16 protein-coding genes are annotated in these 19,432 nt (G+C 62.4%); 8 read left to right on the forward strand and 8 right to left on the reverse strand.

The genetic code is table 11. The features are described 5' to 3' along the window. Positions 1-4 precede the first annotated feature (4 nt). From R3C98_RS04895 to sdhC, 4 genes are read right to left on the reverse strand one after another with little or no spacing between them, the layout of a single operon-like run. Complete coding sequence (locus R3C98_RS04895) at positions 5-787, reverse strand: succinate dehydrogenase iron-sulfur subunit (RefSeq protein WP_035569426.1); 783 nt, start codon at positions 785-787, stop codon at positions 5-7. A gap of 15 nt (positions 788-802) precedes the next feature. After that, positions 803-2,590, reverse strand: coding sequence for a succinate dehydrogenase flavoprotein subunit (gene sdhA, locus R3C98_RS04900; protein WP_371312994.1), 1,788 nt, complete (start codon positions 2,588-2,590; stop codon positions 803-805). A gap of 24 nt (positions 2,591-2,614) precedes the next feature. Then, positions 2,615-3,010 carry a succinate dehydrogenase, hydrophobic membrane anchor protein gene (sdhD, locus tag R3C98_RS04905; protein WP_371312995.1) on the reverse strand — a complete coding sequence of 132 codons (396 nt, stop codon included), beginning with the start codon at positions 3,008-3,010 and terminating at the stop codon, positions 2,615-2,617. A gap of 13 nt (positions 3,011-3,023) precedes the next feature. Further along, positions 3,024-3,422 (reverse strand): succinate dehydrogenase, cytochrome b556 subunit, encoded by a 399-nt coding sequence (sdhC, locus tag R3C98_RS04910; protein ID WP_371312996.1) that lies wholly within the window; start codon positions 3,420-3,422, stop codon positions 3,024-3,026. Between the two features lie 108 nt (positions 3,423-3,530). Here sdhC and R3C98_RS04915 point away from each other — a divergent pair, with 108 nt between their 5' ends. The 4 genes from R3C98_RS04915 (at position 3,531) to R3C98_RS04930 (ending at position 9,538) form a co-directional block, all read left to right on the forward strand. Further along, positions 3,531-5,273 carry a DUF885 family protein gene (locus tag R3C98_RS04915; protein WP_371312997.1) on the forward strand — a complete coding sequence of 581 codons (1,743 nt, stop codon included), beginning with the start codon at positions 3,531-3,533 and terminating at the stop codon, positions 5,271-5,273. 70 nt (positions 5,274-5,343) lie between these two features. After that, positions 5,344-7,203: an ABC transporter ATP-binding protein gene (locus R3C98_RS04920; RefSeq protein ID WP_371312998.1), complete on the forward strand. Its 1,860-nt coding sequence runs from the start codon at positions 5,344-5,346 to the stop codon at positions 7,201-7,203. Between the two features lie 6 nt (positions 7,204-7,209). Next, positions 7,210-7,929 (forward strand): type 1 glutamine amidotransferase, encoded by a 720-nt coding sequence (locus R3C98_RS04925; RefSeq protein ID WP_371312999.1) that lies wholly within the window; start codon positions 7,210-7,212, stop codon positions 7,927-7,929. A 94-nt stretch (positions 7,930-8,023) separates the two neighbouring features. Then, the gene (locus tag R3C98_RS04930) at positions 8,024-9,538 is read left to right on the forward strand and encodes a phosphomannomutase/phosphoglucomutase (RefSeq protein WP_371313334.1); all 1,515 of its coding nucleotides are present in this window, start codon (positions 8,024-8,026) and stop codon (positions 9,536-9,538) included. 14 nt (positions 9,539-9,552) lie between these two features. Here R3C98_RS04930 and R3C98_RS04935 read toward each other — a convergent pair whose 3' ends face one another. Beyond that, entirely contained in the window at positions 9,553-10,191 is a 639-nt protein-coding gene (locus tag R3C98_RS04935; RefSeq protein WP_371313000.1) for a glutathione S-transferase family protein, read from the reverse strand. 169 nt (positions 10,192-10,360) lie between these two features. Here R3C98_RS04935 and R3C98_RS04940 point away from each other — a divergent pair, with 169 nt between their 5' ends. The 4 genes from R3C98_RS04940 to R3C98_RS04955 all read left to right on the forward strand — a co-directional run bounded on the left by R3C98_RS04940 (position 10,361) and on the right by R3C98_RS04955 (position 14,079). Continuing rightward, positions 10,361-11,671 (forward strand): UDP-glucose/GDP-mannose dehydrogenase family protein, encoded by a 1,311-nt coding sequence (locus R3C98_RS04940; RefSeq protein ID WP_371313001.1) that lies wholly within the window; start codon positions 10,361-10,363, stop codon positions 11,669-11,671. A gap of 31 nt (positions 11,672-11,702) precedes the next feature. After that, on the forward strand, positions 11,703-12,353 hold the full coding sequence (fsa, locus tag R3C98_RS04945) for a fructose-6-phosphate aldolase (RefSeq protein WP_371313002.1): 651 nt from the start codon (positions 11,703-11,705) through the stop codon (positions 12,351-12,353). Positions 12,354-12,357: 4 nt separating this feature from the next. Beyond that, positions 12,358-13,176 (forward strand): bifunctional hydroxymethylpyrimidine kinase/phosphomethylpyrimidine kinase, encoded by an 819-nt coding sequence (gene thiD, locus R3C98_RS04950; RefSeq protein ID WP_371313003.1) that lies wholly within the window; start codon positions 12,358-12,360, stop codon positions 13,174-13,176. 84 nt (positions 13,177-13,260) lie between these two features. Continuing rightward, on the forward strand, positions 13,261-14,079 hold the full coding sequence (locus R3C98_RS04955; RefSeq protein ID WP_371313004.1) for a PhzF family phenazine biosynthesis protein: 819 nt from the start codon (positions 13,261-13,263) through the stop codon (positions 14,077-14,079). 72 nt (positions 14,080-14,151) lie between these two features. Here R3C98_RS04955 and purH read toward each other — a convergent pair whose 3' ends face one another. Genes purH through R3C98_RS04970 form a run of 3 tightly spaced genes read right to left on the reverse strand, consistent with a single transcriptional unit; the run spans position 14,152 to position 19,428 of the window. Then, positions 14,152-15,753: a bifunctional phosphoribosylaminoimidazolecarboxamide formyltransferase/IMP cyclohydrolase gene (gene purH / locus R3C98_RS04960; RefSeq protein ID WP_371313005.1), complete on the reverse strand. Its 1,602-nt coding sequence runs from the start codon at positions 15,751-15,753 to the stop codon at positions 14,152-14,154. A 55-nt stretch (positions 15,754-15,808) separates the two neighbouring features. Next, entirely contained in the window at positions 15,809-17,701 is a 1,893-nt protein-coding gene (locus R3C98_RS04965; protein ID WP_371313006.1) for a polysaccharide biosynthesis protein, read from the reverse strand. Then, complete coding sequence (locus R3C98_RS04970; protein ID WP_371313007.1) at positions 17,698-19,428, reverse strand: heparinase II/III family protein; 1,731 nt, start codon at positions 19,426-19,428, stop codon at positions 17,698-17,700. Before R3C98_RS04970 ends, R3C98_RS04965 begins: the two co-directional genes overlap by 4 nt. Positions 19,429-19,432: the final 4 nt, after the last annotated feature.

A 19,432-nucleotide genomic window follows, 5' to 3' on the forward strand; every position in this document is an offset into this window, starting at 1 on the left:
GTCCTTAGGAGACGCGCTCAACCATCATGTGCTTGATCTTGGCGATAGCCTTGGCCGGGTTCAGACCTTTCGGGCAGACCTGCGCACAGTTCATGATCGTGTGGCAACGATACAGTTTGAACGGGTCTTCGAGGTCGTCGAGGCGCTCGCCGGTGGCTTCGTCGCGGCTGTCGATCAGCCAGCGATAGGCCTGCAGCAGGGCCGCCGGGCCAAGATACTTGTCGCCGTTCCACCAATAGGACGGGCAGGACGTCGAGCAGGAGGCGCAGAGGATACACTCGTAAAGGCCGTTCAGCTCTTCGCGGTCGGCCTCGGACTGTTTCCATTCCTTTTCAGGCGCCGGTGTGTCCGTCTTCAGGAAGGGCTGCACATAGGCGTGCTGGGCGTAGAAGTTCGTCAGGTCCGGGATCAGGTCGCGCACCACCGGCTGCGAAGGCAGGGGGCTGATCGTGATCACGCCCTTCGGCAGATCGTCGAAGCCTTTGGTGCAGGCGATCGTGTTGCGGCCGGCAATGTTCATTGCGCAGGAGCCGCAAACGCCTTCGCGGCACGAGCGGCGGAAGGCCAGCGTCGGGTCGATATTGTTCTTGATGTAAAGCAGGACGTCCAGGATCATCGTCCCGGCCTTGTCCATGTCCACCCAATAGGTGTCCCAGCGCGGATTGCCGCCTTCTTCCGGATTGTAGCGATAGATCCGGAACTGGCGGAGATTGGTCGCGCCCTGCGGCTTCGGCCAGGTCTTGCCTTTGCGGACCGTGGAATTCTTGGGAAGCGTAAGCTGTACCATGTTCGTGCGGTCCTCTTAGTAAACCCGGGCCTTCGGCTCGATGTAGCTGATTTCGTTCGACATCGTGTAGTCGTGCACCGGGCGGTAATCGAGGGTCACCTTGCCGGTGCCGTCGTTCCACGCCAGCGTGTGCTTCATCCAGTTCACGTCGTCGCGGTCTGCAAAGTCCTCGCGGGCGTGTGCGCCGCGGCTTTCCTCGCGGGTGGCGGCGCCGTTCACGGTGACGGCGGCCTGGGCGAGGAGGTTGTCGAACTCGAGCGCTTCGACGAGGTCGGTGTTCCACACCATGGTGCGGTCCTGGACATCGATGCCCGGCAGCTTCTTGTAGACTTCCTCGATCGCATCGACGCCGTCCTTCAGAACGTCGCCGGTCCGGAACACGGCGCAGTTGTTCTGCATGGCGCGCTGCATTTCGAGACGCAGCTTGGCCACCGGCTGGTCGCCGGATGCATTGCGGAATTTGTCGAGGCGGGCGAGGTGGCTGTCGGTTGCGCCTTTCGGCAGTTCCGGCTGCGTGGCGCCAGCCACGGTGGTCTCGCCGCAGCGCAGGCCCGCGGCGCGGCCGAACACGACAAGGTCGATCAGCGAGTTGGAGCCGAGGCGGTTGGCGCCGTGGACCGACACGCAGGCCGCTTCGCCAACGGCCATCAGGCCCGGCACGACCGAGTCCGGATCGCCATTCTTCTTGGTCAGCACTTCCCCGTGATAGTTCGTTGGGATGCCGCCCATATTGTAGTGGACCGTCGGCAGGACCGGGATCGGTTCCTTGGTGACGTCGACACCGGCGAAGATCTTCGCGGTCTCGGAAATCCCCGGCAGGCGCTCGGCCAGCACTTCGGCGCCGAGGTGTTCGAGGTGCAGGTGGATGTGATCCTTTTCCGGGCCGACGCCGCGGCCTTCGCGGATTTCCACGGTCATGGCGCGGGAAACAACGTCGCGGGAGGCGAGGTCTTTCGCGCTCGGGGCGTAGCGCTCCATGAAGCGCTCGCCTTCGGAGTTGGTCAGGTAACCGCCTTCACCGCGCGAACCCTCGGTGATCAGGCAGCCCGAACCGTAGATGCCGGTCGGGTGGAACTGGACGAATTCCATGTCCTGCAGAGGCAGGCCGGCGCGCAGCACCATGGCATTGCCGTCGCCCGTACAGGTGTGGGCGGAAGTACAGGAGAAGAAGGCCCGGCCGTAGCCGCCGGTGGCCAGGATCACTTTCTGCGCGCGGAAGCGATGCAGCGTGCCGTCATCAAGTTTCCAGGCGGTGACACCGCGGCAGGCGCCTTCTTCGTCCATGATCAGATCCATGGCGAAGTATTCGATGAAGAATTCTGTCTCTTCCCGTACGCACTGGCCGTAAAGCGTGTGCAGCATGGCGTGGCCGGTCCGGTCGGCAGCGGCGCAGGTGCGCTGCACCGGGCCCTGGCCGAAGTCGCGGGTCATGCCGCCGAAGGCGCGCTGGTAGATCTTGCCTTCCTCAGTCCGCGAGAAGGGCATGCCCCAGTGCTCAAGCTCGTAGACGGCTTTCGGCGCGTTGCGGGTCAGGTATTCGATGGCATCCTGGTCGCCCAGCCAGTCAGACCCCTTGACGGTGTCGTACATGTGCCAGCGCCAGTTATCCTCGCCCATGTTTCCGAGCGAAGCAGCGATGCCGCCCTGCGCGGCAACCGTGTGCGAGCGGGTCGGGAAAACCTTGGTGATGCAGGCCGTTTTCAGGCCGGCCTGGGCCGCGCCGAGGGCTGCGCGCAGGCCGGAACCGCCCGCGCCGACAACCACGACATCGTACGTATGATCGATCCAGTTATAGGTGCTCATGTTCTAACTCTCCCGCGGGGCCGCTTACGCGCCCGCGCCAATCCACAGTTTCAGGACCGAAAGGGCGATGGCCGCAAACAGCGCGATACAGGCGAAGGTGTTCAGGATCAGCAGCGCCGAGCGCATCCCCGTCTTCGCGATATAGTCTTCGATCACCACCTGCATGCCGAGGCGCATATGATAGACGGTCGCCCCGGCCGTCAGGATCAGCAGGATCGCAGGCAGCGGCTGCGAAATCCATTCGATTGCGGCAGCTTCACCGCCCTGAACGGCGTTGATGACCGAGAACAGGAACCACGGCACCAGGAAGATCAGGGCAATGGCGGAAACGCGCTGGCCGATATGATGATGCGTGCCGGATTTGGCGGAGCCGAGGCCGCGGGCGGCTTTGGTCGGGGTCAGGAACTGGCTGTTCGACATGGGTCTTTGCCTCCTACAGTCCGGCGGCGGCAAACCAGATGGCGGCCGCGCCCAGAATGGCAAATGCGTAGTTGAAGACGGAAACGGCGCTGGCCCGTCCCGGATCGAAGCCGAGGTTCGGCCCGTCCCAGAGCAGGTGGCGGATGCCGTTCACGAGATGGAACAGGACCGCGACGGCCCAGAGATAGAGGATCACGCTGCCATACCAGGAGAAGAGGATCCCCTCGATGGCGTCGTAGCATTCGGCGCCAGTGGCGAGCGCGATGATCCAGCCCGCAATCAGGAAGGTGCCGAAATAGAGGGCAACGCCAGTGATGCGGTGGGTGATCGAAGCGGCCATGGTGACATGGGGGCGCCAGACCTGGAGGTGGGGCGACAGCGGGCGGGCATCAGCCCCGGACGATCCTGACATGCGAAGGACACCTTCCGATGAATGTAAGAGTTTCACTCAAGTGCTTGGTCTGGGGTTCTAGGAGTCTCTATGATCCTGTCAACGCACGGCGCGACATGGAGTGACATTATGAAACGTTTTCTGTGTGTTGTGGCCCTGTTTCTGATCACACCTGCGGCATCGGCGGACCCGATGGATGCGCTGATTGCCGAATATGAGGCGTATGTTCGTGACTCTTCCCCAGAGGAAGGCGCGCGTGCCGTCGGGGAAGCGCCCTCAAGGTGGAGAAACGTGTCACCGGAAGCGGTCTCAGAGCAGGCAGAAAAGGCGCGCGCGCTTCGCGATTCGATTGCGGCGGCGCAGACGGAGCGGACCGCCGATCAGGCCATTCTGGAACGCCTGCTGGCCGCCGATATCGACGACGCCCGCTTCGATGTCGCGCGGATCCCGTTCACCGGGGACTGGGGCTTCCAGGCCGAACCCGTGTTTGCCGCCATGCAGACCCGGATCACCAGTGAGGCGGAAGGCGATGCCTGGATTGCCCGGCTGAACGATATCCCGCGCTATTTCGCCGAAAATGTCTCGAACATGCGCCGGGGCCTTGCCACGGGCTGGGTGGCGCATGCCGATCCGCTGAATGTGATGAGCGATCAGGTCCGCGAGCAGATCGGAGACGATCCCAGCGCAAGCGACCTGTACGCGCCGTTCCACAACTTGCCGGCTGACATGGACCCGGCCATTGCTTCCCGACTGAAGACAGACGGGCTGACAGCTGTGGCGAATGCCATCTCGGCCTATCGCAAAACGCTGGCCTTCTTAGAAGACGAATATGCGCCTCACACGCGGGACGGGGCGGGGATCGCGGACCTGCCGGACAGCGAGGCGGTGTATGCCGCGGCCATCGAGCAGCACACTGCCGGTGCCGGATATACGCCTGAGGAGATTCACGAACTGGGCCTCACCGAAGTCGCCCGCATCCGCGGCGAGATGGAAGCGATCCTCCGCGAGATCCGCTTCGAAGGCGACTTCCAGGATTTCATCACCTTCCTGCGCACTGACCCGGCCTTCTATGCGAAGACGCCGGACGAACTGATGGACCGGGCAAAAGCCGTCGCGGCAAAGCTGGATGCGATCCTGCCGGACTATTTTGGGAAGCTTCCGGAACATGGGTATACCGTGGAGCCCGTCCCAGTGGCGATTGCGCCCGGCTATACGTCGGCGCGCTATGTGCAGGGAGATCCGGAGAAAGACCGGCCGGGCACTTATCTCGTGAATACCTACGCGCTGGATCAGCGTCCGCTTTACGAACTGCCGGCCCTGTCTGCGCACGAGGCCGTGCCGGGGCATCATCTCCAGATCATGCTGGCCATGGAAATGGAGGGGCAGCCACGTTTCCGGCAGCAATACTATGCGACCGCCTTCGGGGAGGGGTGGGGGCTCTATGCCGAACACCTCGCCATGGAGGCCGGTCTGAATGAAACTCCGTATGAGCGCTTCGGCGGTTTATCCATGGAGATGTGGCGCGCCTGCCGGCTCGTCGCCGACACAGGCCTTCACCTTTATGGCTGGACGCGGGAAGAGGCCGAGGCCTGCTTTGTCGAGAACTCCGCCCTCGCGCCTTTGAACATCCGGAACGAAGTGACCCGCTATATGGGCTGGCCGGGGCAGGCGACGGCCTACAAGATCGGTGAACTGAAAATCCTGGACCTGCGCCATCAGGCCGAAGCGGCGCTGGGCGATGCGTTCGATATCCGCGCCTTCCACAATGCCGTGCTGTCGCAAGGCGCTGTGCCGCTGGATGTTCTGGACGGGCAGATCCATGACTGGATTGCCGTGCAGCTTGGAGCTGAGCCAGACCCCGTCGTGCCCTGAGTGTGACAGCTTTTAAATTTGTTCCGGGCAGGGTTGTTTCGCGCTGCGGGGGACGCCAAATGGGCTGGCCATGTTCCGCTTCTTCGAACACCGCCTCGCACCGTTTCCGGACAAGGGTCTGGACGTGCCGCCGGAAGGCTTCTGGCCTTTCGTCTGGCACTATATCCGCGATGCCGTGCCCTGGCTGGCGGTGACGGCGACTTTCACGGCGATCATCGCTGTGGGCGAGGTGATGCTGTTCGGCTTTCTTGGCGGGATTGTCGACTGGCTGTCCTCGGCCGACCGGGAGGGGTTCCTCCAGCGCGAAGGCCCGCGGCTTGGCCTGATGGCAGGCGTGGTGCTTGTCGGCCTGCCGCTGGCCACGCTGATCCATGCGCTGATCGTTTATCAGGGGCTCATGGGCAATGTGCCGATGAGCGCGCGCTGGCGCATGCACCGGCAGATGCTGGGCCAGTCGATGAACTTCTTCGGCAATGAGTTTGCCGGGCGCGTCGCGACGAAAGTGATGCAGACGGCGCTCGCCGTGCGCGAGACGGTTATGAAGATCCTCGACGTCTTCGTCTTTGTGGTCGTCTACTTCATCTCGGCGCTGGTTCTGGTCGCCTCGTCCGATTGGCGCCTGATGCTGCCATTCCTTCTATGGGGTGGGCTCTATTGCCTCGTCATGACCTGGTTCGTGCCACGTCTCGGCAAGGTCGCCGAGGAGCAGGCCGATGCGCGCTCTGTCATGACCGGACGCATCGTCGACAGCTACACCAATATCCAGACGGTGAAATTGTTCGCCCATGCCGGGCATGAAGAAGCCTATGCAAAAGACAGTATGGAAGGCTTTCTGGGGACGGTGTATCGGCAGATGCGCTACGTCACCGGCTTCAACGTCATCGTGTATCTCAACAATTCGCTGCTGGTTTTCCTGGTCGGCGCGATTGGCATTTACCTCTGGATGGGGAACCTGGTTGGCGCAGGCGCTGTGGCCGCGGCCATCGGCCTGACCCTGCGCATCAAGTCCATGTCGCAATGGATCATGTGGGAAGTGGCGGGCCTCTTTGAGAACATCGGCGTCGTCTATGATGGCAAGGCGATGCTCAACCATCCTGTCACGGTCACCGATGCGCCGGATGCGGAAGACCTGAAGCGAGGGCCGGGTGCCATCGAATTTCAGAATGTCTCTTTCCACTATGGCAAGGGCTCCGGCGTGATTGAGGATTTCTCGCTCTCCATCCGGCCCGGTGAAAAGATCGGCCTTGTTGGTCGGTCCGGCGCGGGCAAGACGACGCTCACAAATTTGCTGCTGCGCTTCTACGAGGCGGAAAGCGGCGCCATCCTGCTGGACGGGCACGATGTTTCGCATGTGACGCAGGATTCGCTCCGGGCACAGATTGGCGTGGTAACGCAGGATACGTCACTCCTCCACCGGTCCATCCGCGAGAACATCGCCTATGGGCGTCCGGGCGCGAGCGATGCCGAGATCCTGGCCGCGTGCGAAAAGGCCGCCGCGACAGATTTTATTGCGGACCTCGAGGATTCGAAAGGCCGGCGCGGCCTCGACGCGCATGTCGGTGAGCGCGGCGTGAAACTTTCCGGCGGCCAGCGCCAGCGGATCGCGATTGCCCGCATCTTCCTGAAGGATGCGCCGGTGCTGATCCTTGACGAGGCGACCTCGGCGCTCGACTCCGAGGTCGAGGCCGTGATCCAGGAAAAACTGTTCGAGCTGATGGAAGGCAAGACCGTGATCGCGATCGCTCACCGCCTGTCGACCATCGCCGCGATGGACCGCCTGATCGTGCTGGATAAGGGCCGCATCGTGGAGCAGGGGGGGCATGCTGATCTGGTTGCCGCAGGCGGGCTCTATTCAGAGCTTTGGGCGCGCCAGTCCGGCGGCTTCCTGGTCGGGCCGGAAGAGGCAGACAGTGGCGTTGCGGCGGAGTAGGCATTCATGAAACTCACTATCATCGAAACCGGCCTCGTGCCGGAACCCATCCGCGGCGACTTCGAAGACTATCCGGCCATGTTCCGGCACATGATGGCGGGCGTCGGCACCTATGAATTCGACACCGTCTCGGTGATCAAGGATGAGGCCCTGCCGGAGCCGGACGGGCTGGAAGCGGTGTTGATCACCGGATCGCCTGCAGGCGTGTACGACGATGAGGCGTGGATCGGGCCGCTGGCCGATTTCATTCGCGCCGGTGCCGCGGCTGGTGTGCCGCAGGTGGGGATCTGTTTCGGCCACCAGATCCTTGCCGAAGCGCTGGGCGGAAAGGTCGTCAAATCGGACAAGGGCTGGGGCGTTGGGCGCCACACCTATGACGTCGTCGCCTGCCCGCGCTTCATCCGGGAGGCTTGCCCGCCCACAGTGTCGGCAGCGGTCAGCCACCAGGATCAGGTTGTCGCCCTGCCGCCGGGCGCGGAAGTTATTGCGGCTTCGGATTTCACCCCCTTTGCGGGCCTTTACTATCCAGAAGCCCCAGCGCTCAGCTTCCAGTGCCATCCGGAATTTGCCGACGGCTATTCCGCAGCGCTTTATTCGTTACGTCGCCCACGGCTTGGCGAATCTCTGACCAATGAGGCGCTTGAATCGCTTGAAATCGAAGGCGATCACACACGATTGGCACGTTGGACCGCGGAATTCCTTACGGCGCACCGGCGCGGGCGTTAACTCTTTGGATCTGGTGTGAAACCTGCATCCGGTTGCGGAAACAGGCGCAACAGTGTTCAACACGCGCACACAACCCGTGGAGATTTCCGACATGATGCCGAAACCGCTGACCGACATCGCTCCGAACACGTTCGAGTTCGAGGTGTTGCCACTGGTGAAACCGACAGGCTTTCGCGAATACGATGCCCGCTGGTGGTTCAACGGTATCGGCAAGGAAAAAGCACCCGAGCTGAACCTGACGGGTGTTCAGGCCCTCGGCCTCGGCATGGCGACGCTCTTCCACGAACTTGGCGTCGAGCCCAAAGTGGTGACCGGCCACGATTTCCGCTCCATCAGCCAGCCGATCAAGAATGCGCTGATCCTGGGCCTCACGGCAGGTGGCTGCGAAGTGATGGATGTCGGCCTCGCCCTGTCACCGATGGTTTACTGGAGCCAGTTCGAGCTGGACGCGCCGTGCTGCGCCATGGTCACCGCCAGCCACAATGAGAATGGCTGGACCGGCGTGAAAATGGGCGCCAACAAGCCGCTGACCTTCGGGCCGGAAGAAATGGGCCGCCTCAAGGAAATCGTCATGGGCGGCGCCTTTGTGGAACGTGCCGGTGGCAAGCACTACCGTATCGAAGGGATTCGCGAGAAATACATCGCCTCGGTTGCCGATGGCGTGAAGCTCTCCCGTCCGCTCCGCGTGATCGCGGCGTGCGGCAACGGTACGGCAGGCGCGTTTGCGCCGGACGCGCTGCGGGCCATGGGCGCCGAAGTCATCGAGATGGATTGCAATCTCGACATGACTTTCCCGAAATACAATCCGAATCCTGAAGATTCCGAAATGCTGCATGCGATGGCAGCGGCCGTCAAAGAACATGGCGCCGATGTCGCGCTGGGCTTCGATGGCGATGGCGATCGTTGCGGTGTGGTGGACAATACGGGCGAGGAAATCTTCGCCGACAAGATTGGCCTGATGCTGGCCCGCGACCTGTCGAAACAATATCCGAACGCAAAATTCGTGGTCGATGTGAAATCGACGGGTCTCTACAAGACCGATCCTGTGCTGAAGGAAAACGGCGCAACGGTAGATTATTTCAAGACCGGCCATTCCTATATCAAGCGCCGCACGACCGAGCTGGGCGCGCTGGCAGGCTTTGAAAAATCCGGCCACTTCTTCTTCCGCCCGCCGATCGGGCTCGGCTATGACTGCGGCCTCGTTGCCGCCAAGGCCGTGCTGCAGATGCTGGACCGGAACCCGGACAAGACCATGGCAGATCTGAAGGGCGAACTGGGCACGGCCTGGACGTCGCTCACCATGTCGCCGCACTGCGATGACGAAACCAAGTACGGCATCGTCGACAAGATGGTGGAAGAGTACAAAGGCCTGAACGGCACCGAGATCCTTGGCCGCAAGGTCGTCGACGTGAATACCGTCAACGGCGCCCGCGTGACTCTGGAGGATGGCTCCTGGGTGCTGGTCCGTGCCTCATCCAACAAGCCGGAACTGGTTGTCGTGGTCGAATCCATGGCCAGCGACGCCGACATGAAGGACCTCTTCCACAAGGAAGTGAAACCGCGTCTTGGCAAGCATCCGGAAGTCGGCGCCTACAACCAGGAAATCTGATCGGCTGTCTCTGATCAACTGCCGGCGGGCGGCATGCCCATTTCGGCACCGGCCGCATCGTCGAGTTCCCCGGCGCGTTTCCAGGCGGGCCGGGATTCGAGGCGGCTCCAGTAGGCTGCCAGCGCATCGTGTGGCGGGATGGAGCCGAACTGCAGTCCCCAGCCGACCTGCGCGCCCAGATAGACGTCGGCTGCGGTGAACTGGTCGCCGCAAAGATATGGGCTTGCGTCGGAGACGGCCTTGATCAGAACCCCGTACATGTCGTCGAACTCGCCATAGCCGGCCATCATCTTCCGGTCCTCTGCCACGGTGAAGCCGAGGGCCCGGTTGGTGACGGCCGATTCAACTGGCCCGGCGGCAAAGAAGAGCCAGCGGTAATAGGCGCCGCGGCGGTCCACCGGCGGGGCGAGCTCGGCTTCCGGAAAGGCATCTGCCAGATAGGCGCAGATTGCGGCGCATTCGGTGACGACCTGGTCGCCATGCACGATGGCCGGAACCTTGCCCATCGGATTGATGGACAGGTATTCCGGCGCCTTCATTGTGCCGCCATAGGTGAGGTATTCCACTTCATAGGGTGCACCGGTTTCTTCCAGCATCCAGCGGGCGATCCGGCCCCGCGACATCGGGTTGGTATACAGTTTCAGACTGGTCATGCGCCCCTCCATTTGTTCACGTTTTGATCTTGTCTTTTCAGGGTGGGTGAGTCAATGCTGAATCGTTCTGGTCGAAACTGCCTGACGCACAGCCGTCCCCCCTTGACCAGTTGGCACAAAAATCGCACCCCTCCGCGCAGATTGAACAGGCAGGATTGAGGGTTTCCCTATGCGCGTCACAATGATTGGCACAGGCTATGTGGGGCTGGTTTCCGGCGCCTGCTTTGCGGACTTCGGCCATACGGTTACCTGTGTCGACAAGGACGCAACCAAGATCGAGAAACTGAAGGCTGGCATTATGCCGATCTACGAGCCGGGCCTCGATGACCTGGTGGCGAAGAATGTCGAGGAAGAGCGGCTGTTCTTCACGACCGATCCGGCTGAAGCCATTCGCGATGCCGATGCTGTGTTCATTGCAGTCGGTACGCCGTCCCGCCGAGGTGATGGCCATGCGGACCTCTCCTACGTCTATGGCGCTGCGGAAGAGATCGCCCAGTTGATGGATGGGTTCACGGTGGTTGTGACCAAGTCCACCGTGCCGGTCGGTACCGGCGACGAAGTTGAAGACATCATCCGCAAGGCGCGCCCGGATGGCGATTTCGCTGTCGTCTCCAACCCTGAATTCCTGCGCGAAGGCGCGGCCATCAAGGATTTCAAGATTCCGGACCGTGTGGTCGTTGGCACCGAGGATGAGCGCGCCCGCGAGGTCATGAAGGAACTCTACCGACCGCTGTTCCTGAACGAAACGCCGATCCTGTTCACGGCCCGGCGGACATCCGAGCTGATCAAGTATGCCGCCAACGCCTTCCTCGCCGTGAAGATCACCTTCATCAACGAGATGGCAGACCTTTGCGAAAAGGTGGGCGCAAATGTCCAGGAAGTATCCCGCGGCATTGGCCTCGATGGCAGGATCGGCAAGAAATTCCTGAATGCCGGTCCAGGCTATGGCGGCTCCTGCTTCCCGAAAGACACGCTGGCGCTGACCAAGACCGCAAACGACTATGACAGCCCGGTGCGCATCGTCGACACGGTGGTGGAGGTGAATGCAGCCCGCAAGAAAGCAATGGCCAGCAAGGTGATTGCGGCCATGGGCGGCGATGTCAGCGGCAAGACGATCGGCGTGCTCGGCCTCGCCTTCAAGCAGAACACCGACGACATGCGCGATGCGCCGAGCCTCGATATCCTGCCAGCGCTTCAGGCTGCCGGGGCAACAATCAAGGCCTATGATCCAGAGGCCATGACCGAGGCCAGTCACCTGCTGAAAGATATCCAGTTCGCCAAGAACGCCTATGAGGCAGCCGAAGGCGCCGACGCCCTCGTCATCGTGACGGAATGGGACCAGTTCCGGGCGCTTGACCTTGAGCGCATCAAGGCTGCCCTGAAGACCAATGTCGTGGTAGACCTGCGCAATATCTATTCGCCGGAAGACATGGCCGCAAAAGGCTTCGCCTATACTTCCATTGGCCGCCCGGCCGTCTGATCTGCCCACTGCCAATCCAAGGACAGGATCCATGAAATTCTTTGTAGACACCGCGAACATCGACGATATCGCCGAGCTCGCCGCGACCGGCCTGATCGACGGTGTCACCACGAACCCGTCGCTGGTCGCCAAGTCCGGCCGCCCGTTCAAGGATGTGATCAAGGAAATCTGTGCCCTGGTCGAAGGTCCGGTCAGCGCAGAAGTCGTCGCCACGGACTATGACGGCATGATCAAGGAAGGCCGCAAGCTGGCCAAGATCGCTGAAAACGTCACTGTAAAGCTGCCGCTCACCTGGGATGGCCTGAAGGCGTGCAAGACGCTGACCGGCGAAGGCACGATGGTGAACGTCACCCTCTGCTTCTCGGCGAATCAGGCCCTGCTGGCCGCCAAGGCAGGGGCGACCTTCATTTCGCCTTTCATCGGCCGCCTCGACGATATCAATCTGGACGGCATGGAGCTGATCTCCGACATCCGCCAGATCTATGACAATTACCTGTTCGACACCGAGATTCTGGCGGCGTCCATTCGCACGGCGAATCACGTGAAAGAGTCGGCTCTTGCCGGCGCAGACGTTGCGACCATGCCGCCAAATGTGATCAAGTCGCTGGCCAACCATCCGCTGACGGACAAGGGCCTCGAAACGTTCCTTGCCGATGCCAAGAAAGCCGGCATCAAGGTCTGACGTCATGACCGAGGCCGGTGGCCCGAAGGGCAGGGTCCTCATTATCGCCGGATCTGATTCCGGCGGCGGAGCAGGTATCCAGGCCGACATCAAGGCCGTCACCATGCTGGGTGGCTATGCCATGACGGCGGTGACGGCGATTACCTCTCAGGACACGACCGGCGTACACGGCGTGTGGCCCGTGCCGCTTCAGGCCGTGACCGAACAGATGCGGGTGACGCTGGCAGACATTGGCGCCGACGCCATCAAGACCGGCATGCTTGGTAGCGCCGCGCTTGTCGAGGCCGTCGCAGAATGCCTGTCCGAGAATGCGCAGATGATCCCGCGCGTGATCGATCCGGTTATGGTTGCCACATCGGGCCATCGGCTGGTCGACGCGAAGAGCGTCGATGCGATCCGCTCCGAACTTGTACCCCACGCCAGGCTCGTCACGCCGAATGCGCCTGAGGCTGAAGTTTTGACCGGGAAAGCAGTCGAGAATATCGACGGCCAGCGCCGCGCAGCGGACCGGCTGCTCGAACTTGGCGCCAATGGGGCCCTTGTGAAGGGTGGACACATTTCCGGTAGCAAGGTGACCGATGTCCTGCAGACGACGACTGGCGAATGGATCTTCGAAAGCCCGCGCATCGATACAAACTCCACACACGGTACGGGCTGCACGCTGGCCTCAGCGATCGCGGCCTTGCTGGGACAAGGCGAGAGCGTGCCCGATGCGGTGGAGCAGGGCCGCGAATACCTGATGGGGGCCATTCGCGCCGCGAAAGGGTTCGGCAAGGGCGCCGGTCCCGTCCATCATGGCTGGGTGCTGGACGAAGAGGATTAGCCGGCCTCAACGATCGATCAGAAATGATCGATTTGCCGTCTGCGGAGAGTGTGGCAAAGGAAGCGCCCCAATCAGGAGGCGTCCATGCCGAAACTGCCATTCTACCAGATCGATGCTTTTGCCTCGCGGCCGTTCGAAGGAAACCAGGCTTGCGTGATGCCGCTGGAGGATTTCCTTCCGGATGCGATCCTTCTGGCCATTGCGGCGGAGAACAATGTCGCCGAGACGGCCTATCTGGTGCACAAAGGCGGGAATACCTGGGCGCTGCGCTGGTTCACCCCGGCTGTGGAAGTGCCGCTCTGCGGTCATGCAACGCTCGCCAGCGCACACGTCCTGTTCGAGGAGCAGGGGTTCGGCGGTGAGGCCATCCTCTTCGAGACGGTCCACTCCGGGACGCTGATTGTGCGCCGTCTGGCAGATGGCCGGTTGGAAATGGACTTTCCGTGCGGTCCTGTACAGGAAATTCCGGTGACTGACGAAGTCGCCGAGGCACTGGGTGCCCGGCCGGTTCAGGCCTGGGGCGGCATGTTCTATGCGGCCCGGTTCGAGACGCCAGAAGAGGTCAAGGCCCTGGTGCCTGACCAGAAGGCCCTGAAAGAGCTGGGTGTTCCAGGCGAAGGCTGGGATCGCGGCAATTTCGGATGCTTCGCCGCCGGAGGGGAGGGCGTGGATGTCACCAGCCGCTTCTTCGCGCCCGGCAGCGGTATCGATGAGGACCCCGCCACCGGCAGCTGGCACACGATGCTGGCCCGCGTGATGAGCGAACGCTTCGGTAAATCCGAACTCAAATGTCACCAGGCCTATCCCGGCCGCGGCGCCTTCATCGACACGAAGCTGGGAGGCAACCGCGTGAAACTGATCGGCACCTCCGTCACGGTGATCGAAGGTAGCTTCACACTTTAGCAGTCGCTATTTTATTCCCCACGGCGCTGCCGGCATATCGACCGGGTGCGCGGTGTCGAAGGCGATGTCTGCCTAGTGCCGGAAGTGGCGCATGCCGGTGAAGACCATTGCGAGGCCGGCTTCGTCGGCGGCGGCGATCACTTCGTCGTCGCGGATGGAGCCGCCCGGCTGGATCACGGCACTGGCGCCGGCGGAAGCCGCCTGCAGAAGGCCGTCAGGGAATGGGAAGAAGGCGTCGGAGGCGGCGACGCAGCCCTTGGTCTTCGGTTCGGCCCAGCCGGCCACTTCGGCGGCATCCTCGGCCTTGCGCGCGGCAATGCGGGCAGAGTCGACGCGGCTCATCTGGCCGGCGCCGACGCCGACGGTTGCGCCGTCTTTCGCATAGACGATCGTGTTGGATTTCACGTGCTTGGCGACGCGCCAGGCGAAGAGCAGGTCATCAAGCTGCTGGTCTGTTGGCGCAATCTTGGTGACGACTTTCAGGTCGGCCTTGGTGATGCGGCCGAAGTCACGGTCCTGCATCAGGAAGCCGCCAGCGACGGTCTTTACAAAGCGGCCCGCTGCGGCCGGGTCCGGCAGGCCGTCGGTGATCAGGAGGCGGAGGTTCTTCTTCTTGGCGAAGATGGCCTCGGCTGCCTCATCAGCGCCGGGGGCGATGACGACTTCGGTGAAGATCTGGGAGATTTCTTTCGCAGTCTCTTCGTCGAGCGCGCGGTTCAGCGCGACGATGCCGCCGAAGGCGGAGGTCGAGTCGCAGGCAAGCGCGGCGCGGTAGGCCTCGATGATGCTGGACCCCTGCGCCACACCGCACGGGTTGGCGTGCTTGATGATGGCGACAGCGGGAATTTCCGCGCCCAGTTCTCCGATCAGCTCATAGGCCGCATCGGTGTCGTTGATGTTGTTGTAGGAGAGTTCCTTGCCTTGCAGCTGCTTCGCCGTGGCAACCCCGGGGCGGGCTTCGCCGGTGACGTAGAAAGCCGCCTTCTGGTGCGGGTTCTCGCCATAACGCAGGGATTGCTGAAGCTTGCCGCCGAGTGCGGCCCAGTCCGGCGCGGTCTCGCCCAGCTGGTCGGCATACCAGGACGAAATGGCGGCGTCATAGGCCGCTGTGCGGGCATAGGTTTTCGCGGCGAGCTTGCGGCAGAGGGCGACGGAAACCTCGCCATTATTGGCTTCCATCTCTTCCAGAACCTTGTCGACATCGCCGCCATCGGTGCAGACGGCAACGAAGGCGCCGTTCTTGGCCGCCGCGCGCAGCATGGCCGGGCCGCCAATGTCGATATTCTCGATGCAGGTCTCGAAGTCTGCGCCGGAAGCGACGGTGGCTTCGAATGGATAGAGGTTCACATAGATCAGATCGATCGCGCCAATGCCGTGGGTCTCGGCGTCTTTCACATGTGAAGGGTTGTCGCGCAGATAGAGCAGGCCGCCATGCACGGCCGGGTGCAGCGTCTTAACGCGGCCATCCATCATTTCCGGGAAACCGGTCAGGTCGGCGACGTCTTTTACGTCGAGTCCGGCTTCCTTGAGCAGTTTGGATGTGCCGCCGGTGGAGACCAGTTCCACGCCTTTTTCCGCCAGGCGCTTTGCCTGTTCCACGAGGCCTGTCTTGTCGGATACGGACAGGAGGGCACGGCGAATGCGGACGGGGGCTCCGCTGGCGGCGTCGGACATGGGGATTCTCCAGGACATTTTGTTGCCGCGCGGGGTAGCACGGCAGGGCAGGGCGTCAAGCGATGTCCTTGAAGGCTTTTGCAGCCCGTTCCACGCCATATTCCGGCACCATCGTGCCCAGCATGCGTAGCGCCTCAGACCGTTCCCGCCGGCTGGCCGCTTCGACAAGGGCGGCGAGATGCTTGTCGAACAGCTCGGAGGGAGGCGTGCGGCTGGCGACGCGCAGGACCCCGTCGACATCGGTCCGCGTGACCGTTTCATGTTCGTAGGTGAGCGCCTCGTGCATCTTCTCGCCAGCCCGCAGGCCTGTCTGCACGATATCGATGTCCACGCCGGGGATCAGCCCTTTCAGGCGGATCAGCGTTTCGGCGAGTTGCAGGATCGGCATCGGCTCGCCCATGTCGAGGACGTAGATGTCCGAATGCCCGCAAGTATGCTGGAGGACTCCGGCCTGCAGAACGAGGGCAGAGGCTTCTTCTACTGTCATGAAATAGCGGGTGACGCCCATGTCGGTAATGGTGACCGGGCCGCCATCGGCGATCTGCTTCTCGAACAGAGGCACGACAGATCCGGACGAACCAAGCACATTGCCGAACCGGACCATGGCCGCCGCCATGCCGGATTCCTCGGCAATTCGGGAAATGGCGATCTCGGCGAGCCGCTTGGTGGCGCCCATCACATTGTCCGGGTCGACGGCCTTGTCAGTTGAGATGAAGACGAAGCTGCCCGCTCCGACGGCCGCAGCAGACCGGGCGCAGTTCATCGCACCTGCGACGTTGGTCAGGATCGCCTCACAGGCATTGCGTTCCATCAGCGGCACGTGTTTCAGCGCGGCCGCGTGGATCACGACCTCCGGCTGGGCCGCCTGGAAAATGTCGCGCACGCGTTGAGGATCGCGGACGTCGCCGAGGCGCGAAGAGATCGTTATGTCCGGGAACTGTTTCGTCAGCTCCAGATCGATACTGTAGAGATTGAACTCGCAGGAATCGATGATGGTCAGATGGCTGGGTTTCAGTCCGGCGACCTGCCGGGCAAGTTCCGATCCGATTGTGCCGCCACCGCCCGTGATCAGCACGCGGGCGCCCTCGATCCGGTTGCGGACCGGGACGATGTTGAGGCGCCGTTCCGGCCGGGCCAGAAGGTCTGCCGGGCGTACTTTTTCAAGCAGCTGGGCCGTCTCCTCGCCGGACAGTGCCATGATTTGCGTGCCGTGGGCTGACGTGGTCTCAAGAATTTCCAGCATGGTCTTGCGGTCGCGAGCCGCACCGGTGACGGCAATCCACGGCGCATTCCCGTAGCGCACCGTGAGGAGATCGATGACATTGGAGAGGTCATCCAGTCCGCCGAGAATGGGGACCCCGCGGATGGCGCGGCCGAAATCATTGCCGTCCGTGTCGATCAGGCCAAGCAGCCGGAAATTCTGGGTTTCATTCGGAGCCTGCAGGCGCCGCATGACGCTGATACAGCTTGGAACGTCCCCGATCAGAAGGATGGGCATTGCATCGCGGGCGATCGGACTGAAAATCTGCAGTGGTGTATGTGTGGAGCGGGACAGGGCGACCATACGGCCGGAGAACAGGCTGATCGTCCAGATCAGCAGGGCCGTCAGCAGAGTGCCCCATGGATGCGCCAGGGCCCCATTGAGCATGCCAGCAATGGGCAGATAGATCAGGCCGGACAGGGCAATCGCCTGCATGATCCGCACCGCATCCGGCCAGCCCATGTGACGCCAGACCTGCGTCTGGATGCGCAGGATCAGGAAGCCTGCTGCCACAGCTGCGGTGAAGCTGATGGTGCTGAACAGGGTAGAAGCTATCGGAAAATGTCCGCGCGGTTCGCCTGTCCACCAGAACAGGATGTTCGAAACGACCATAGCGGCAGCCGCCGCACAAAGGTCGAAGCCCAGGGTCAGGAACATGGCTCTGCGTGCGGCACGTTGAGGCGTCATGCACTTGGTTCCTTCACAAAGGCCCAGCGGACGCAATTCGGCGGTGCGGTTCCGTCACTATTCGGGTCCGCAAAGCCAGCGATCACAATTTGCTCGGGGCGCTCAACAACGCCTCGGGCGAGATAGGCCGTCCGTTCGAGTCTTGCTCCTTCATGACTCGTTTTAAAGCGCCATACAGCCCCATTTTCGCATATTAGGCGAATTGCATCTTTTCCCATCACCGCTTCCACGGTCGGATGCAGATGGAATCGGATTTCGAAATTGATGAATTTCCGGTCTTCTGCAGGCGCTTGTGAGATCGGACGCACGAGCGAATCCTCGCCGGTGAGCCGGCGGCCGTTACCGGCCATGAACAGGCGCCGCCGGTGCAGAAGGCCATAAGCCGGCTTGTAGCCGCCATGCTGGGCGTCGAGCCAGATCTCATCCGATTCTTCCAGCCGTTTCGCCGAGATACCCTCCGGCCCGCTGGCTGACAGAAGACGCGTGGCTTCATTCAGCGAGAAGGTTGCTGAATCCCGTCCCGACAGGATGAGCGTCGAGTGTGCGCTGGTCCTGCGCACGGCCGCCTGCCAGTCGATATTCACTTCAGCGCTGAATCCGCAGGACGTAACGATCCGTGATGTCCCGTCGGATAGTTCGAACCCAAGGGCTCCGGCATGGGCCTGGTCGCCGAACGGCAAGCCAGGGGCTTCGCCGCAATCGAGCACCAGCCGCAGATCCTGCTTCTGCAGTTTCTGAAAACCGGACTTTGGGGCGAAGGTGAAACGCCGCGGTGGGGCGGGCAGGCGCGCAAGGGCCGCTTCCACCACTTCCGGGCGGGACTCATCACCATCATTGAACGGGTTCAGGGCGCCATCACCAGTCTGGAAGAAGGCGAGCATGGCGCCCATTCGCGGAATCCATTTGCCGAAATAATCCGGCGGTTCAACACCCGCACGGACCAGCAATTCCTCCAGAGCCTGTAACTGCAGCAGGCAGAAGAGGAGGCGGGAAGGGGCGCGGCTGACATGGCCGCCGTCCGGCAGGATCTGTGCAGTGCATTCCGCTTCCAGCTTGTCGAGGGCGGAGCCCAGGGCAGAGCGGTTGTTAAAACACAGTGCGCCAGCGACCAGCACGACCGCAGCCATCCACCGGGCCTTGGGATCGACAGCCGTGTCGGACTGGCTTTCAAGGTATCGCAGCTGGTGCAGCAGGCAGGCGAGACGCGCCTCACGTGCCGCTTCAGGACCTTCCTCGAACAGGTCTTCGCCGCAGCGCAACCAATGCCAGAGGCGTGCGGCAGTGGGGTCGGTGCGCCAGGCGAAGCCATTGAAGCCGCCGAACATCTCGATCCAGCTATCGACATGGGCCCGGGCCCGGATGCCGCCTGCTTCCCCCTGGGAGAACAGATCCGGCAGCCAGGCAAACCGGTGCAACCTGTCGGCGACATGTTTGGACGGCATCGGAACCGACCAGGGGCTCTGGCCCGGTTCCAGCGTCATTCGGGACATGCCGATTCGCCAGACGTCCCGCATCAGCGCCTCACCCCGAAGCGTGTCCGGCGGGACAAGGTCTGTCAGGTGGAGCGTGAATCCCTGCGGGACAGGGTGGGTTTGCTTCAGACGCTGGACGGCGCCGATCTTTGCATCTTCTCCGCCGACGCCGCGGAAACGCCGCCAGAGCGCAGCATCATCCGCTCCCGATCGCGGAGCCTGTTCAGCAGCATATTGGCTGTCTCCACCTGGCACGGGA

Source organism: Hyphomonas sp. (genome assembly GCF_041398465.1).
Classification (GTDB): domain Bacteria; phylum Pseudomonadota; class Alphaproteobacteria; order Caulobacterales; family Hyphomonadaceae; genus Hyphomonas.

Bases quoted from the DNA above. Each gene is read 5' to 3' on its own strand.
- purH (WP_371313005.1), bottom strand. From the start codon at position 15,753: ATGTCCGACGCCGCCAGCGGAGCCCCCGTCCGCATTCGCCGTGCCCTC.
- R3C98_RS04935 (WP_371313000.1), bottom strand. From the start codon at position 10,191: ATGACCAGTCTGAAACTGTATACCAACCCGATGTCGCGGGGCCGGATC.
- sdhC (WP_371312996.1), bottom strand. From the start codon at position 3,422: ATGTCAGGATCGTCCGGGGCTGATGCCCGCCCGCTGTCGCCCCACCTC.
- sdhD (WP_371312995.1), bottom strand. From the start codon at position 3,010: ATGTCGAACAGCCAGTTCCTGACCCCGACCAAAGCCGCCCGCGGCCTC.
- R3C98_RS04965 (WP_371313006.1), bottom strand. From the start codon at position 17,701: ATGACGCCTCAACGTGCCGCACGCAGAGCCATGTTCCTGACCCTGGGC.
- fsa (WP_371313002.1), top strand. From the start codon at position 11,703: ATGAAATTCTTTGTAGACACCGCGAACATCGACGATATCGCCGAGCTC.
- thiD (WP_371313003.1), top strand. From the start codon at position 12,358: ATGACCGAGGCCGGTGGCCCGAAGGGCAGGGTCCTCATTATCGCCGGA.
- R3C98_RS04925 (WP_371312999.1), top strand. From the start codon at position 7,210: ATGAAACTCACTATCATCGAAACCGGCCTCGTGCCGGAACCCATCCGC.
- R3C98_RS04940 (WP_371313001.1), top strand. From the start codon at position 10,361: ATGCGCGTCACAATGATTGGCACAGGCTATGTGGGGCTGGTTTCCGGC.
- sdhA (WP_371312994.1), bottom strand. From the start codon at position 2,590: ATGAGCACCTATAACTGGATCGATCATACGTACGATGTCGTGGTTGTC.
- R3C98_RS04930 (WP_371313334.1), top strand. From the start codon at position 8,024: ATGCCGAAACCGCTGACCGACATCGCTCCGAACACGTTCGAGTTCGAG.
- R3C98_RS04920 (WP_371312998.1), top strand. From the start codon at position 5,344: ATGTTCCGCTTCTTCGAACACCGCCTCGCACCGTTTCCGGACAAGGGT.
- R3C98_RS04955 (WP_371313004.1), top strand. From the start codon at position 13,261: ATGCCGAAACTGCCATTCTACCAGATCGATGCTTTTGCCTCGCGGCCG.
- R3C98_RS04915 (WP_371312997.1), top strand. From the start codon at position 3,531: ATGAAACGTTTTCTGTGTGTTGTGGCCCTGTTTCTGATCACACCTGCG.
- R3C98_RS04895 (WP_035569426.1), bottom strand. From the start codon at position 787: ATGGTACAGCTTACGCTTCCCAAGAATTCCACGGTCCGCAAAGGCAAG.